This is a genomic window from Acetobacter fabarum (assembly GCF_022483405.1).
GTDB classification, from domain to species: domain Bacteria; phylum Pseudomonadota; class Alphaproteobacteria; order Acetobacterales; family Acetobacteraceae; genus Acetobacter; species Acetobacter fabarum.
Map to the genome: position 1 here is coordinate 1,139,492 of NZ_JAKVNI010000001.1, position 15,192 is coordinate 1,154,683.

Here is a 15,192-nt window from a genome sequence, read left to right on the forward strand (position 1 = left end):
CCAGCCGGAGCCCATGTATGCCCCAAGTATGACGCCTTTGTTGGGTTTATGGCAAGATGACCACGCGGGACCGTGCAATGCGGCGGCGCATCTGGTAAGCCATTTTGCCAGTTGAAAAGAATAAAACATGTGGCACCCCAGCAGGGCGCGCCATGGGGTTAAAGGAGCGGCAGAACGACTGATGGCGAACCCGATCGAACACGGCGGCGCAGCGGCGCAGAGCAATTCTTTCAGGCAGCAGCCTGATGAGCACGGTCATTTTGGTGGCCGGTACGGTGGCCGCTTTGTGGCCGAAACGCTCATGCCGCTTATTCTGGAACTGAATGAGGCGTACGAGGCCGCAAAGGCCGACCCCGCTTTTCATAAGGAACTGGTATATTACCAGACCGATTATATCGGTCGGCCCAGCCCGCTATGGTTCGCCCGCCGCATGACCGAAGCGTTTGGGGGGGCAAAAATCTACCTCAAGCGTGAAGAACTCAATCACACCGGTTCGCACAAGCTCAATAACGTCATGGGGCAGATCCTGCTTGCCCGCCGCATGGGTCGCACCCGCATTGTGGCAGAAACCGGGGCCGGCCAGCACGGTGTGGCCACCGCAACCGTATGCGCTCTGTTTGGCATGAAATGCGTGATCTACATGGGTGCTACCGATGTGGAGCGGCAGAAGCCAAACGTGTTCCGCATGCGCCTGCTTGGGGCGGAGGTTGTGCCCGTAACCGCTGGGGCCGGTACGCTCAAGGACGCCATGAACGAAGCCATGCGGGACTGGGTGGCCAATGTGGCCGACACCTACATGCTGATCGGCACCGTGGCTGGCCCGCACCCGTACCCCGCCATGGTGCGTGATTTCCAGAGCGTGATCGGGGAAGAAACCAAAGCGCAGATGCAGGCCGCCGAAGGCCGTCTGCCCGATGTGGTGGTGGCCGCCATTGGGGGTGGCTCCAACGCAATGGGGATTTTTTACCCGTTCCTTGATGATGTGTCCGTGCGCCTGATTGGCGTGGAAGCCGCAGGCCACGGGCTGGATAGTGGCAAAACCGCTGCCTCCATCGAGCGTGGCCGCCCCGGTGTGCTGCACGGCAACCGCACCTACCTGCTGCAAAACGCGGATGGCCAGATTGACGAGGCCCATTCCATCAGCGCCGGGCTGGACTACCCCGGTGTCGGTCCCGAACATTCCTGGCTGAACGATATAGGGCGCGCGGAATACGTGGGTGCGACCGATACCGAGGCGCTGGAAGCCTTCCAGCTCTGCACAAAGCTGGAAGGGATTATTCCCGCGCTCGAATCGGCGCACGCCATTGCCTATGCGGCCAAGATTGCCCCCACCTTGTCCAAGGACACACTGCTGGTGGTGAACCTGTCCGGCCGGGGGGACAAGGACATCTTTACTGTTGCCGAACATCTGGGAGTCTCGCTGTGAGCCGTATTGCCGCCCGTTTTAAAGCCCTTGCTGCCCAAGGCCGTGGTGCGCTCATCCCTTATCTGGAGGCGTATGACCCGGACCGGGAGACTTCTCTGGAGCTGTTCCGTGCCATGCCAACGGCTGGTGCCGACCTGATCGAGGTTGGCATGCCTTTTTCCGACCCGTCGGCCGATGGTCCGGTTATTCAGGCTGCCGCCCTGCGTGGGCTCAAGGCCGGTGCTACGCTGGTTGGCGTGCTGGATATGGTGGCCGAATTCCGTAAAGGGGATGATGAAACCCCGGTGATTCTGATGGGGTATGTCAACCCGGTTGAATCCTACGGTTACGAGCGATTCTGCAAGGATGCCGCCGCCGCAGGGGTGGATGGGCTTATTCTGGTTGACCTCCCCCCCGAGGAAGGCGCGGTTATCGCCGCTCCCGCACAGGCTGCGGGGCTGGACATTATTCGTCTGGTTGCCCCCACCACGCCGGACGCCCGTCTGGAGTATGTGCTGGGGCATGCATCGGGCTTTGTGTATTATGTGAGCATTGTGGGTATTACGGGCACCCGCTCGGCCAGTGCGCATGACCTTGCTGGCGCTATCCCCCGCATACGTGCCGCCACAGACCTGCCCATAGCCATTGGCTTTGGCGTTCGCACGCCCGAGCAGGCCGCGCAGGCTGCCAGCATTGCCGATGGGGCCGTTGTGGCCTCGGCCCTGCTGGCGACACTGGCGCAAACGCTGGATGAACAGGGGCGCGCCACACCCCAGACCCTGCCGCGTGTGCTGGAGCAGATCCGTGGTCTGGCACAGGCAGTCCGTGCTGCGGGCCAGCAGCCGGAATGACATGCGGCCGTGACTGCCCATGACCAATAAGCAGCGTATTGTTGTTGTGGGCGGTGGCCCGGCCGGGCTTGCCGCAGCCGAATACCTGGCCGACTGCGGGTTTGGTGTGCAGGTTATGGAGCGCATGCCAAGCCTTGGCCGCAAGTTTCTGATGGCTGGGCGGGGTGGGCTTAACATTGCCCATTCCGAAGCGCATGGGACGGTGCTGGAGCGCTATGGTCCAGCCAGCTCCTGGCTGCGGCCCGCGCTGGACGCGTGGACCATGCAGAACATCCGGGACTGGATGGCAGGGCTGGGGCAGGAGAGCTTTATTGGCTCCTCTGGCCGGGTTTTTCCCGTTGGGATGAAGGCATCCCCCCTGCTGCGGGCATGGCTTGCCCGCCTGAATGCCGCTGGTGTGACCTTCCAGACCCGTGCGGACTGGCTGGGTTGGGGGGCGCATGAACAGCTCCTGTTTAATCTGCAACAGGCAGGGGAGGGAGCACCCCACAAGGCTGAACTGGCGGCAGATGCCGTAGTGCTGGCCCTTGGTGGGGCAAGCTGGCCACGGCTTGGCAGTTCCGGTGGCTGGGTACCCCTGCTGCAACAGCGTGGGGTGGACGTTACCCCATTAGAGCCTGCCAATTGCGGGTTCTGCACCCCATGGTCCGCCTTTTTTGCTGAGCGTTTTGCCGGCACTCCCCTAAAACCTGTAGCCCTGACATTTGAAGGCAGGCGTGTGCGGGGTGAAATTGTGCTGACCCGCACAGGCATGGAAGGGGGCGCGCTCTATGCGCTCTCCCGCACCGTGCGGCAGGCCATAACCGCGCAGGGGCAGGCAACCGTGCTGTGCGACCTGCGCCCCGACCTGAGCGAACAGGACCTGCTGGGCAGGCTGCGTGCCACCCGAATGCGGGAGAGCCTGAGCAACCGCTTGCGCAAGGCCATAAAGCTGGCCCCCGCAGCCGTAGCACTGCTGCGGGAGGCGCAGGACGTGCTGCCAGCAGACCCGCGTGCCTTGGCAGCCCTGATCAAGGCCGTACCCGTTACTTTTTACGCGCCAGAGCCGCTGGCCCGTGCCATTTCCACCGCCGGAGGGATCACGCAGGCAGCGTGTGACGAATCCTTTATGCTCAGGGCGTTGCCCGGTGTGTTTGTTGCGGGCGAGATGCTGGACTGGGAGGCCCCGACCGGGGGCTACCTGCTCCATGCCTGCCTTGCCACCGGCCGTGCGGCGGCAAAGGGGGCAGAGGCATGGTTGCGCAAGGGTGGGGCAAGGCGGTATCCCCTCCAACCATGAACAGCATGATTACAATGGGGGAGGTGCCGGGGGGCGGTCCGGCACAGATGGACCTTGGCGAACTTCTGGCTACGCGTCTGCTGGTTCAGGGGAACTCCGGGTCGGGCAAGTCGCATCTTCTGCGGCGGTTGCTGGAGCAGTCTGCCCGTATGGTGCAGCAGGCCATTATTGACCCCGAAGGCGATTTTGTCAGTCTGGCTGAAAAATTCGGCCATCTGGTCATAGATGGTGCCGATCATTCAGAAATGGCCCTGCACGCTGCAGGGGAGCGCATGCGCATGCACCGCGCGTCCGTTGTGCTGAACCTGGAAGGGCTGGATGCAGACCAGCAGATGCGCTGGGCGGCGGCTTTTCTGGGCGGTATGTTCGAGGTGCCGCGCCAGCACTGGTACCCTGTGCTGGTGGTGGTGGACGAGGCCCAGCTGTTTGCACCAGCCGCAGCGGGCGAAGTATCGGACGAGGCCCGCCGGGCTTCCCTTGGCGCCATGACCAACCTGATGTGCCGTGGGCGCAAACGTGGCCTTGCCGGTATTATTGCAACGCAGCGTCTGGCCAAGCTGGCCAAGAACGTGGCGGCGGAAGCCTCCAACTTTCTGATGGGCCGCACGTTTCTGGATATCGACATGGCGCGTGCTGCCGACCTGCTGGGTATGGAGCGCAGGCAGGCCGAAGCGTTCCGGGACCTCGCACGTGGCACGTTTGTTGCCCTTGGTCCGGCCCTGAGCCGCAGGCCGCTTTCGGTCCGTATTGGTGCGGTGGAAACCGAAAGCCGCTCGGCCGGGCCGGTGCTTGCCCCCTTTGAGCCGCCAACCGCGCCGGTGCACGAGCTTATTCTGGCCCCCGTGCCGGTGCATGACCTGCCCGCCCGCCAGCGCAAGGCCCCCGCTCCTTCCGCCCCCGACCTGCTGACGCAGCTTGCTGCCCACGGGGAGGCGCAGGCCAGTGTGCAGGCCGAGCAGGAGCAGGAGGAAGATACGGCCGAAACCCAGGCCGAGCGCGAAGCCCGCATGACCGCCATCCTGCGTGACATGATGGAGGATGAGGATTCGTCCTTCAGGCCCGTGCCCGTTCTGTATCAGGACTTTCTGGTGCGTTGCCGTATTGCCGGGCTGGGGCGCAATGCGCTGGACCTGCGGCGCTTCAACCGCGCGCTGGCCACAGCACGCAGCGGAGTGAGCGAAGATACCTCATCCTCCACGCAGTGGCAGGAGGCCGAAAGCCGCGCATCATCCCTGCCGGAAGATTTGCAGGCGGTCTTTCTGTTCCTGGCCCGCGCGGCCATTGAGCGCACGCCATGCCCGTCCGACGCCCAGATTGCCAAGGTATATGGCACGGTTTCCACCGGGCGTGCCCGCCGCCTGCTGGCATGGCTGGAGGACCAGAATCTGCTCGTATTGCGGGCCGATGGCATGGGGCGGCGGGTGCTGACCTTTATAGGAACAGGGTGGGAAACACTGCCCGGTATGGCCGATAGCTGACCAGTCCGCCTGTTTTGTGGGCAAAAGGCGCAAAAGAACACGCCCGCGGGCATGACGGGCGGAGCGGGGAGTGCTATAGCCCGAGGCATGACGGACGACCCGCCCTTTAGCCCGGCCCTGCTGCCTGCTGGCTTTGTAGATCTGCTCACCCCCGATGCCCGAACGGAAGCGCGGGGTGTGGCCACTCTTATGGATGTGTTTGCCTCCCACGGCTACGACAGCGTCCGCCCGCCTCTTATGGAGTTTGAGGAGACCTACCTTGCCGGTGCAGGGGTGGCTCTGGCGGAGCAGTGCTTCCGGGTCATGGACCCTGATACGCGGCGCATGATGGTCCTGCGCCCAGACATTACCCCCCAGATCGCCCGTATGGCCGCGACTCGCGTTGCCGGGTCGCCGCGCCCGCTCCGTGTCTCTTACGCCGGACCGTGTGTTGTGGTGGCCCCTGTGGCGGCGGAGGAAAGCAGCCGCCAGATCATGCAGACCGGCATAGAGCTGATCGGCCCGGATTCCCCCGAAGCAGATGCCGAGGTCATGTCCATCGGGGCAGAAGCGCTCATGCGTCTGGGTGTGAAGGATGTCTCCTTCGACCTGACCATGCCGCCCTTTATTCCCGCCCTGCTGGAAGAGGCCGGTGTGCCCGCCGCCCAGCGCCCGGCACTTATGCGCGCACTTGACCGCAAGGATGCCGCAGCCGTGGCCCAGCATGGGGGTGCATTGGCCGCCACGCTTATTGCCCTGCTGGATGCCACCGGGGCTGCCGAACATACTGTGGCGCAACTGGCAGAACTGACCCTGCCCCCCAAGGCCCGCATTGTTCTGGACCGGCTGATTGATACGGTTGCAGCCGTGCGCGAAATCTGCCCGGACCTGCGCATGACTGTGGACCCGGTGGAGTTCCGGGGCTGGAAGTACCATACCGGCGTATGCGTAACCCTGTTTGCCGTCGGCCGCTCGGAAGAGCTGGGGCGTGGCGGGCGTTATCTTTGCAATGATAACGAACCGGCCTGTGGGTTAACCCTGCGCCCCGATGTGCTGTTCCGCATGATCCCCCCCACACCAGCCCGCGCACGCGTGTATCTGGCAGCAGATGCCAGCAGGCAGGAAGCGGCAGCTTTGCGTTCGCAGGGATACGCCACGGTGCGGGGCTTTGCAGCCGGAGCACAGGCCGAGGCCGAGGCGCGGCATTTGGGCTGTGGCATCATTCTTTCAGGCACTCAGCGGGTGGATCTGGCCTGAGGGCTTGCCCTCGGGTGCGATTTTTTTCTTTTTGACCAGCAGGCAGTTTTTTTCAGGAGCAGACCGTCTATGTCCAACGTAACCGTGATCGGCGCCCAGTGGGGCGATGAAGGCAAAGGCAAAATTGTTGACTGGCTCGCCAGCCGGGCCGACGTGGTGGTGCGTTTTCAGGGTGGTCACAACGCCGGCCATACGCTGGTGGTTGGCAATCAGGTTTACAAGCTGTCGCTCCTGCCTTCAGGCGTTGTGAGCGGTAAGCTGGGCATTATCGGCAACGGCGTTGTGGTGGACCCGCAGGCTCTGCTGGCTGAAATTGCCCGCATTGGCGAACAGGGGCTGAAGGTTACGCCCGAAACCCTGAAAATTGCTGAAAACGTGCCCCTGATCCTGCCCGTGCATGGAGCACTTGACCGTGCGCGTGAGGCAGCCCGTGGCGACCGCAAGATCGGCACCACAGGCCGTGGCATTGGCCCTGCGTATGAAGACAAGGTGGCCCGCCGTGCCATCCGCCTGTGCGATCTGGCAGAGCCTGAAACGCTGGACTGGAAGCTGGACGAACTGCTCCTGCACCACAACACCCTGCTGGCAGGCCTTGGTGCGGAGACCTTCTCCAAGGAAGAGCTGCTCGCCTTCCTGAGCGATGTTGCCCCCAAGGTGCTGCCCTACATGGCGGCGACATGGGACATTCTGGACGATGCCCGCCGCAATGGTCGCCGTATCCTGTTTGAAGGTGCGCAGGCCGTTATGCTGGACGTGGACCACGGGACGTACCCGTTTGTGACCAGTTCCAACACTGTTGCCTCCAATGCGGGCACGGGGGCTGGCATGGGGCCGTCTGCTGCGGGGTTTGTGCTGGGTATTGCCAAGGCATACTGCACCCGCGTGGGTGAGGGGCCGTTCCCGACCGAACTGCATGACGGCATTGGCCGCCGCCTTGGTGAGCGCGGGCATGAATTTGGCACGGTTACGGGGCGTCCGCGCCGCTGTGGCTGGTTTGATGCGGTTCTGGTCCGTCACGCTGTGCGGGTGGGTGGCATTAACGGGCTGGCCCTGACCAAACTGGACGTGCTGGATGGTCTGGACGAGATCAACATCTGCGTCGGTTACGAGCTGGATGGCCAGAAGATAGAGCGCTTCCCGTCCGGTTCAGCTGCACAGCAGCGTGTGCGCCCGGTGTATGAGACGATTGAAGGCTGGAAAGAAACCACACAGGGTGCCCGCCGCTGGGCAGACCTGCCCGCGCAGGCCATCAAGTATGTCCGCCGTGTGGAAGAACTGGTGGGGGCACCTGTAACCCTGCTGTCCACCAGCCCGGACCGGGATGACACCATTCTGGTGCGTGACCCGTTTGAAGACTGATATATGACGGCTTTATGACAAGCCCTTTAAAGCCCCGGCCTTTGCACCGGGGCTTTTTTGTTGGGGGTCTGCTGTTTTTAAGGGTGGGTCATAAAACATTCATAAAGCGGTTTTTCCTGTGTGAATGGCGGCTTTTATGGGGGTGTGGCGGGGGATAATGCGGCCTGCGCGGGGTTTGGGGCAGACGGGCGGTTGTTTTTTGTCATCTGCGCGTCATATCCTAGGTGCAGGTTTTTAAAAGGCATTCTGGTATGCATAAGGCAGATCTTCTGGTTGTTGAGGATGACCCGGCACTCGCCCGGCTTGTTAGCTACAATCTGGAAAAACAGGGTTACATGGTTCGCCACGCGGCGGACGGAGAGGCAGCCCTGGAGTATGTTCGGCAACGTCGGCCGGACCTGATCCTGCTGGACTGGATGCTGCCGGGTATTTCCGGGCTGGAAGTTTGCCGCCGCTTGCGCGAGCAGGCCAGAACGGCAGCCTTGCCCATTATCATGTTCAGTGCCCGTGGCGAGGAAGCCGACGCCATTCGTGGGCTGGATACAGGGGCGGATGATTATCTGGTCAAGCCCTTTAGCATGGATGCGCTGTTTGCCCGGGTCAAAGCCATTTTGCGCCGGGCTCCCCCGGCCGATAAAACCCTGCGGTTTGATACGCTGGTCATGGACCGGGTGAGCCACAAGGTTGAGCGTGATGGCCGCCTGCTGTCTCTGGGGCCAACGGAATACCGGCTTTTAGAGTTCCTGATGCTGCACCCGGCACAGGTTTTCTCGCGCGAGGAGCTGCTTAAACACGCATGGGAGCGCAGTTCCTTTGTCGAGCTGCGCACAGTGGATGTGCATATCCGCCGCCTGCGGCAAACCCTGAACGAAGGGGGCGGGGTGGATTTGATCCGCACCGTGCGGGCCCGTGGCTATGCGCTGGATAAAGTGCAGGACCCGGACTAAGCAACACACCGCAAAAAGGGGCGGCTGATCATGCACGCTTGGCTGGCAGCACTCTGCGGTATGGCAGGGGGCGGCGCGTTGGCGGCTTTGCCGCTGTTTATCGCCCGCTCGGGCCATTTTGAACCTTTGCCGGATGACACGGAACGGCAGAAAACCCGGATTGGGCGTGACACTGCCTCCGCAGTAACACTGGACGAGGTTATGGCTTCCCTGCCAGCGGCAACGCTGGTGCTGAACGACACACGCCTGCCCTGTGTGATTTCTCCCGAGGCTAAGCGGCAGTTCACAAACAGCCTTGGCAGCATCATCCGCCATCCGGCTTTTCAAAGTTCGGTGGACAGGCTTCTGGCGCAAAAAAAGGAAGACCAGCAACCGGCTGAAGCGCTGATTGTGCTGGATATTCCCCATTACCGCGTTGTGCGGGCATGGTTACAGAAGAAAACCGTGCCCGATGCCTTTCTGCCCGAAGGGTACCGTAAGGGTGGGGGAGCGTTTTCGTCCCGGACAGCGCTGGTCTTTGTTGCTTTGCATGATGAGACCGAGGCCGTTCTGGCCGAGCGGCAGCATACGGACTTTGTGGCTTTTGCCAGCCATGAGCTGCGCACGCCACTGGCCTCCCTGCTGGGGTTCATAGAAACCCTGCAAGGCCCTGCGGCGGATGATCCGGTTATTCAAAAAGAGTTTCTGGGTATTATGTCCGAGCAGGCCAAGCGCATGCAGCGTTTGCTTGACGGGCTGCTTTACCTGTCCAGAGTGCAGATGCAGGAGCACCACAGGCCCAAGGAAACAATAGGCATTGCCGAACTGCTCAAGCGTTTGTCGGATGAAGCCGCAGGGTTGATCGCGGGTAAGCCTGTTCGTTTTCAGGTGCAGGCGGATGATGCGCAGGAACTCTGCGTGCAGGGGGATGAGGCCCAGCTTTTGCAGGTGCTGATGAACCTTGTGGAAAATGCGCTCAAATACGGGCTGTTTGATCGGGGTAAACGTAATGGGGAGCCGCTGGGCATTACGGTTACCTGCGCGCGGGCTGCCAAAAATGCCGGCTGGCCTGCCGAGCCGGGGCTGGTGCTGAGCGTTACGGATACGGGGCCGGGTATTCCTGCGCGGCACCTGAACCGTTTGACTGAACGGTTCTACCGTGTGGCCAAAACGGCAGCCAGTGTGCAGGGTAGCGGGCTGGGTCTGGCCATTGTGCAGCAGATTCTGGCTCGCCATGATGGGCGTTTTGTTGTGGAAAGCACGGTGGGCGAAGGTACCGCCTGCCGGATATGGCTGCCGCTGCTCAGCTAGGTCCGCAGTGTCATAAAACCGTCATTCAATTGTCCTGAAAGCATAACACCATTCTGTTCTGATTTACTTTAACCCGGAACAGCACGGCACGTTTTTGTGGCCGTAAGCTTTTGCAATTGGCTCAGGGAAAAAACCAACATGCGTTTTTCAGTCAGGTCTGGAATGTGTCTGGCCGTCATGACCACCTTCCTTACGGCACTTCCAGCAGCATCTCGGGCCGAGAGCGTGACCGGTGCAGGTTCCAGCTTTGCCGCTCCGATCTATGAGGCATGGGGCGCGGTTGCAAAGTCCGCTACGGGCGTGACCGTTAACTACCAGAGCGTTGGCTCCAGCGCAGGCCAGAACCAGATCGTGGCTGGCACGGTTGATTTTGGCGCATCCGATGCGCCGATGGATGCCCAGAAGCTTGAAACCAACCACCTCTTCCAGTTCCCCACGGTTATGGGTGGCATTGTTCCGGTTGTGAACATCCCCGGCGGGATCAAGCCCGACACGATCACGCTGAGCGGTGATGTGCTGGCCGAAATCTATGCAGGCACCATTACCTCCTGGAACGATCCCAAGATCGTTGCGCTGAACCCCGGTGTTAAGCTGCCAGACGTGGCCATTGCACCTGTTCATCGTGCAGATGGTTCGGGCACAACCTTTGTGTTCACGTCCTACCTTGCCGGTTCTTCTTCCTCCTGGAAGGAAAACTACGGTGCAAGCACATCCATCAGCTGGCCCGGTGGTCTGGGTGCACGTGGGAATGACGGCGTTGCCGCAACCGTGCAGAACACCGAAGGTGGCATTGGTTATGTGGAATACGCTTATGCAAGCCGCAACCACCTGACTACTGTTCGCCTGCGCAACCATGCAGGTGCCAGCGTTGCAGCAGGCATGAACAGCTTCTCCCACGCCGCGCAGGCAGCAGACTGGAGCCATGCTTCCCACTTTGCTGTGAACCTGCTGGACACGGATGGTCAGGAAGCCTGGCCGATCATGTCTGCAACCTACGTGCTGGTTCCCGTGCCTGCCCGTAATGCTGACCGTGATCAGGCTGTGCAGAAGTTTTTTGGCTGGAGCTTCAATAACGGTGATAGCGTTGCCACCAAGCTGGATTACGTTCCGCTGCCCAAAACCGTTAAGGACAGCATTATGTCCGCATGGAAAAGCGGCAAATAATCAGCCGTTTATAATTTTCACTGCGTATTTGAGCTTATTGGAAAGCGGCCCCGAAACGGGCCGCTTTTTTTCATAATTCCGTAACGAAACCATCACCGAAGCATCACGCACAAAAAAGTTATGGCGGGTTATTCACTCCTCATCGTTCTTATCATGGAATGGCCACAATGCGCTGTAACTCGCTTTTTTCTTCTGTTGCTCTAACGTCTTTTATGTTGGCTGGAATCGCTCCTGTGGCCGAGGCGGCTTCCACTGAGGATTCCGAAATCCGTTTGCTGCGTGCGGAAATGTCCCAGATGCGTCGGGATATGCAGCAGCAGATCGTCACCCTCAAGCATCAGCTGGCTAAAAGCGATGCAACCACAACCAAAGGCCGCATGGGTCAGGCAGCTGGCCACGGCCGCCACACCACGCATGTTGCCGATGGGAACTACGACCCGAACGTGCAGTTCGGCGAGCAGGAACCCATGAAAAAGGTTGCACCCCTGTCTGGCGTGGGCACTCCCCCGTCTGACCGTGGTGACACCATGTCCTGGAAAGACTTCAAGGCTGCCACGGCTTCTGATGAAGAAGTACGCGTTGGCGGCATGATTGTCGGCTTCCCCAAAGGTCGCTTTACAGTTTCATCTGAAGATGGTGCGTATGGCTTCTCGGTTGGCCTGGCATTCCATGAAGACTTTGGTGGTTTCCTCGGCGGTGGTCCACGTCGTGGGGAAACAAATGGCGATTTCAACAGTTTTACCGAAAACGCCCGCCGTATCCGTATCCCCTTCACCTTCCGTTACAAAGACTGGGTTGCTAACGTAACGCCAGACTTTGGTGCCGGTGGTGCAGATGGTGCGAGCACTGACCAGACCCTGTATGAAGCAAACCTGAACTACACGGGGCTGCACAACACGATCCTGACAGTCGGTTACTTCCAGCCGCGCGTGACGGAAGAAGATTCCGAAAGCTCGAACGACTTCGAAATGATGGAACGTCCCGCCATTACCGATGCCGTGCGTAAGATTGCGGCAGGGGATGCGCGCTTCAGCTTTGGTGGTCTACATTACGAAAAACGCTGGTGGATTGCTGCTTACTTTACAGGCCAGAGCTTTGGCCAGCGTAGCGGCAATGCAAGTGCCAGCACCAATAATTATGGTTACAACGGGATTGTTAACAGCCAGACGGGCGGCACTTTCCGTGCGGCGGGCCGTCCCTACATGTCCAAAGATATTGATGTGCATGTTGGTATTTCCGCCATTAGCGCGTTCAAGGTGGCAGAAGTCTGCAAAGCGGGTTCCGCTTCGTGCAGCAAGTCTTATGGTCCCAGCCAGTCGCCTGAAGTTAACCTGACCAGCACCAACCTGATTGGCGCGACAATCAACAACGCATCATCTGTCTGGTCTGCCGGTCCGGAACTGGGCTTCCGCTGGAAGAAAATGGTGCTCAAGGGCGAATACTATAATATTGGCGTCAACCGCAGCAACCAGCCGATTACGGGTGTGACGGAAGCGATGTCGCAGAAAACCGTTCACCTTCAGGGTTATTATGGTTCTGCCAACTACACCCTGTTTGGCAAAGGTCGTGAATATAACATCAAGGAAGGTGCATTCGGCGCACCGGGTGTTGAACACGAATTCGACCCCTCACGCGGTTACTGGGGCGCGCTCGAAATTACGGGCCGTTACAGTGTCACCGACTTCAGCGATGTTTCGGCTGATATTCGTGGTGGCCGTCAAACCGTGTGGTCCGGTGGTATCAACTGGTATCCCAACCGTCACTTCCGCTTCATGCTCGACTTCAACCACTTCATTGTTTCCCGCACGGCTACGGGTGGTGGCATGAGCGCTTCTAGCTGGAACAATGCAGGCCGCGATGGCAACTCCTTCGCTGCACGTGTGCAGGCTGCGTTCTAAAGTTTCTGCCTCTGGCCTGTGTCAGATATTCAGTGTGGAAAAGGGCCATTCTTATGAATGGCCCTTTTTTATGCGCAGGTATGAAAGTATTTTTTAACCCGCCCGCAAGGGTGGGTCTTTCAGTAACACCGCGCGTATGGAGTAAGCGGTTTACCAACACACGGCTTCTGCCGGATGTATCCCCGGCAGAAGCCGGGCGTTTTAGCGAACGTAGCCGTAAGCGGGCTGGGGAGCGGGCAGGACGTTTTTGTAGGCAATCATGCAGGCCACATACGCATTGTTATACTGCGTTTGAATGCCACCCTGCTGGTTGTTGGAATAGAGGCTCCCGCCCAGACCGCCACCCATGGCCCCTGCAGCAGCCCCAATGCCCGCACCAGCCCCACCGCCAGCAGCAGCCCCAAGCCCGGCACCCAAAGCGGTTGCCGCCAGACCACCGTAAATGGCTTTATGGTTCTGGCGTTCGGCCTGCCCCTGTACAGCGGCGGCAGCCTGAGAGCGGCAGAAGTTCTGTTCCTGCAGGAATTGCCCGTATTCCTTGCCCGGGCCGGGGAGGACCTGCGTGGTTGGGCCCATTGGGGTTTCCGCACAGCCAGCCAGTAAAAGAACAGGCAAAAAAGCAATGGGGAGTGCTGTAAACTTCATCTCACTTTACTCCAAGTTGTATTGGATGATGTTAACGTGAGAGAAGTATGTCATTTTTTTGGTAGTATAGGAATAATAGAAAAAGGGGGAATAAGACCGCCAGAACTGGCAGGCCTTGTTCCCCCTTTTCAGGCGCAGGCTTTAGAGCGCGGTATTAAGCCGCGTGACCAGTAGCTGGTTGATGCGGAAGCCTTCCACGTCAACCACTTCAAACCGGAAGCCTGCTGCATCCACCCTGTCGGTCTTGCGGGCCATACGGCGCAGGCGGTGCATGATAAAGCCGCTGATTGTATCAAACTGCTCATGGTCGGGCAGGTTTGCAATGTCGAGCTCACGCATGACTTCCCCAATGGGGGCAGCGCCGTCTACCAGCCAGGAGTTGGCATCACGCTGGACAATGGCCTGTTCCTCAAACGGGCTGGCCAGTCCGTCCATGAGCACGCCCATGATGTCCTTGAAGGTGATCAGCCCCACAACCAGCCCGTATTCGTTGACCACCAGTGCAAAGCCTACGCCCGATGTGTCAAACTGGGCCAGGGTATCCCACAGGTTCAGCGTTTCCGGCACGGAGGGTACGTCCCGTCGCATGCGGGCAATGGGGTTGGAGTGTGGGCGACCGGAAGGTGCAGTGGAGGGGTCCACGACCGAGGCCAGAACGTCTTCCGCACGGATGGAGCCAATAACCTTATCCAGCCCGCCATTGCACAGCGGGTAGCGCGAATAAGGCTCCATGCGCACTTTTTCATGGTTGTGTTCAGGCGTGTCCTGAATATCGAGAAAAATGATCTCGTCCCGTGGGGTCATGGCGGATGTAACGGAACGGTCCTGTAGCCCCAGCACGTTCTCGATCATCTGGTGTTCCTGCTGGAGCAGGGCGCCGGAGGCCGTACCCGCCGCCAGAATGGCGTGCAGGTCTTCAGGCGTTACGGGTTCGACTGCCGAGGCGGCCGGGATTTTGAGCGCTTTGAGCACCACATCGGAAATTTTGGAAAAAATCCAGACAACCGGGTAGAGAATCCGCAAGGCCAGCCGTGGGAACCAGCCTACGGCAAGGGCTACCTTGTCCGGGTTGTTCATGGCGACCCGTTTTGGCAGCAGGTCGGCAAACAGCACGAACATGCCGGTGACAAAAATAAAGCTGAGGGTGGAGGCCAGATTTTGCGCCCACCAGTCGGAGAGATTCCACTGGGTGAAAAAATCGGCCAGAGGGGGAGACAGCATTTCCGAGCTGACAATACCGCCCATAATCCCCACGCCGTTCAGGCAGATCTGGATGACGGTTATGACCTGCCCGCTATTGCGGCGGAGTGCCAGAAAAGCCTGGGCACGCGGATCTCCTGCTTCTGCGCGGCTGCGGAGCCTGACTTCCCGGGCGGCGGCAAAGGAGATTTCGGAAAGCGCGATCAGGATGCTGATCACGATAAGCAGAACAAGGGTCAGCAGACCCATTATGAACAGGAGCAAGAGAACGTCCGCTATACTGTTAGGATGCCACAGTATGAACAAAAAGTGAGTCGCTGACCAGCGTGATTCCAATTGTATTTTTTATGTCACGTATGATGTGCGCGGAACTTCAAAACTCTGTCAGTGCGGGACCGAAGGGCTTTGCGGGCGTTGGTTAAAGGCTAGTGTGCCGTGTT

The 15,192-nt window shown here is 59.9% G+C and carries 12 protein-coding genes; 10 read left to right on the top strand and 2 right to left on the bottom strand.

The features are described 5' to 3' along the window. Positions 1 to 181 precede the first annotated feature (181 nt). From trpB to LKE65_RS05525, 10 genes are all read left to right on the top strand, one after another. Positions 182 to 1,426, top strand: coding sequence for a tryptophan synthase subunit beta (gene trpB, locus LKE65_RS05480; RefSeq protein WP_095349628.1), 1,245 nt, complete (start codon positions 182 to 184; stop codon positions 1,424 to 1,426). Continuing rightward, a complete protein-coding gene (trpA, locus tag LKE65_RS05485; RefSeq protein WP_278740686.1) occupies positions 1,423 to 2,256 on the top strand; it encodes a tryptophan synthase subunit alpha in 834 nt (277 codons plus the stop codon). The genes trpB and trpA overlap by 4 nt, the downstream gene beginning before the upstream one ends. Before the next feature lie 13 nt (positions 2,257 to 2,269). Beyond that, a complete protein-coding gene (locus LKE65_RS05490) occupies positions 2,270 to 3,535 on the top strand; it encodes a TIGR03862 family flavoprotein (protein WP_408744084.1) in 1,266 nt (421 codons plus the stop codon). Then, positions 3,532 to 5,013: an ATP-binding protein gene (locus LKE65_RS05495; RefSeq protein WP_086646298.1), complete on the top strand. Its 1,482-nt coding sequence runs from the start codon at positions 3,532 to 3,534 to the stop codon at positions 5,011 to 5,013. Before LKE65_RS05490 ends, LKE65_RS05495 begins: the two co-directional genes overlap by 4 nt. 51 nt (positions 5,014 to 5,064) lie before the next feature. Further along, positions 5,065 to 6,249, top strand: a complete 1,185-nt coding sequence (locus LKE65_RS05500; RefSeq protein ID WP_086646297.1) for an ATP phosphoribosyltransferase regulatory subunit — start codon at positions 5,065 to 5,067, stop codon at positions 6,247 to 6,249. A gap of 69 nt (positions 6,250 to 6,318) precedes the next feature. Continuing rightward, positions 6,319 to 7,608 carry an adenylosuccinate synthase gene (locus tag LKE65_RS05505; RefSeq protein WP_278740688.1) on the top strand — a complete coding sequence of 430 codons (1,290 nt, stop codon included), beginning with the start codon at positions 6,319 to 6,321 and terminating at the stop codon, positions 7,606 to 7,608. A 251-nt stretch (positions 7,609 to 7,859) separates the two neighbouring features. Continuing rightward, positions 7,860 to 8,555: a phosphate regulon transcriptional regulator PhoB gene (phoB, locus tag LKE65_RS05510; protein WP_086646402.1), complete on the top strand. Its 696-nt coding sequence runs from the start codon at positions 7,860 to 7,862 to the stop codon at positions 8,553 to 8,555. 30 nt (positions 8,556 to 8,585) lie between these two features. After that, positions 8,586 to 9,845: a sensor histidine kinase gene (locus tag LKE65_RS05515; protein WP_278740689.1), complete on the top strand. Its 1,260-nt coding sequence runs from the start codon at positions 8,586 to 8,588 to the stop codon at positions 9,843 to 9,845. 177 nt (positions 9,846 to 10,022) lie between these two features. Next, positions 10,023 to 11,009 carry a phosphate ABC transporter substrate-binding protein PstS gene (gene pstS, locus LKE65_RS05520; protein WP_233129108.1) on the top strand — a complete coding sequence of 329 codons (987 nt, stop codon included), beginning with the start codon at positions 10,023 to 10,025 and terminating at the stop codon, positions 11,007 to 11,009. Positions 11,010 to 11,167: 158 nt separating this feature from the next. After that, positions 11,168 to 12,907 carry an OprO/OprP family phosphate-selective porin gene (locus tag LKE65_RS05525; protein WP_165925533.1) on the top strand — a complete coding sequence of 580 codons (1,740 nt, stop codon included), beginning with the start codon at positions 11,168 to 11,170 and terminating at the stop codon, positions 12,905 to 12,907. A gap of 201 nt (positions 12,908 to 13,108) precedes the next feature. Here the strand turns inward: LKE65_RS05525 and LKE65_RS05530 are convergent, their stop codons facing one another. After that, on the bottom strand, positions 13,109 to 13,552 hold the full coding sequence (locus tag LKE65_RS05530) for a glycine zipper family protein (protein WP_086646292.1): 444 nt from the start codon (positions 13,550 to 13,552) through the stop codon (positions 13,109 to 13,111). 141 nt (positions 13,553 to 13,693) lie between these two features. Beyond that, positions 13,694 to 15,016, bottom strand: a complete 1,323-nt coding sequence (locus tag LKE65_RS05535; protein ID WP_086646291.1) for a hemolysin family protein — start codon at positions 15,014 to 15,016, stop codon at positions 13,694 to 13,696. Between the last annotated feature and the right edge of the window lie 176 nt (positions 15,017 to 15,192).

Bases quoted from the DNA above. Each gene is read 5' to 3' on its own strand.
- trpB (WP_095349628.1), top strand. From the start codon at position 182: ATGGCGAACCCGATCGAACACGGCGGCGCAGCGGCGCAGAGCAATTCT.
- LKE65_RS05495 (WP_086646298.1), top strand. From the start codon at position 3,532: ATGAACAGCATGATTACAATGGGGGAGGTGCCGGGGGGCGGTCCGGCA.
- LKE65_RS05500 (WP_086646297.1), top strand. From the start codon at position 5,065: ATGACGGGCGGAGCGGGGAGTGCTATAGCCCGAGGCATGACGGACGAC.
- LKE65_RS05505 (WP_278740688.1), top strand. From the start codon at position 6,319: ATGTCCAACGTAACCGTGATCGGCGCCCAGTGGGGCGATGAAGGCAAA.
- phoB (WP_086646402.1), top strand. From the start codon at position 7,860: ATGCATAAGGCAGATCTTCTGGTTGTTGAGGATGACCCGGCACTCGCC.
- LKE65_RS05515 (WP_278740689.1), top strand. From the start codon at position 8,586: ATGCACGCTTGGCTGGCAGCACTCTGCGGTATGGCAGGGGGCGGCGCG.
- pstS (WP_233129108.1), top strand. From the start codon at position 10,023: ATGACCACCTTCCTTACGGCACTTCCAGCAGCATCTCGGGCCGAGAGC.
- LKE65_RS05525 (WP_165925533.1), top strand. From the start codon at position 11,168: ATGGCCACAATGCGCTGTAACTCGCTTTTTTCTTCTGTTGCTCTAACG.
- LKE65_RS05530 (WP_086646292.1), bottom strand. From the start codon at position 13,552: ATGAAGTTTACAGCACTCCCCATTGCTTTTTTGCCTGTTCTTTTACTG.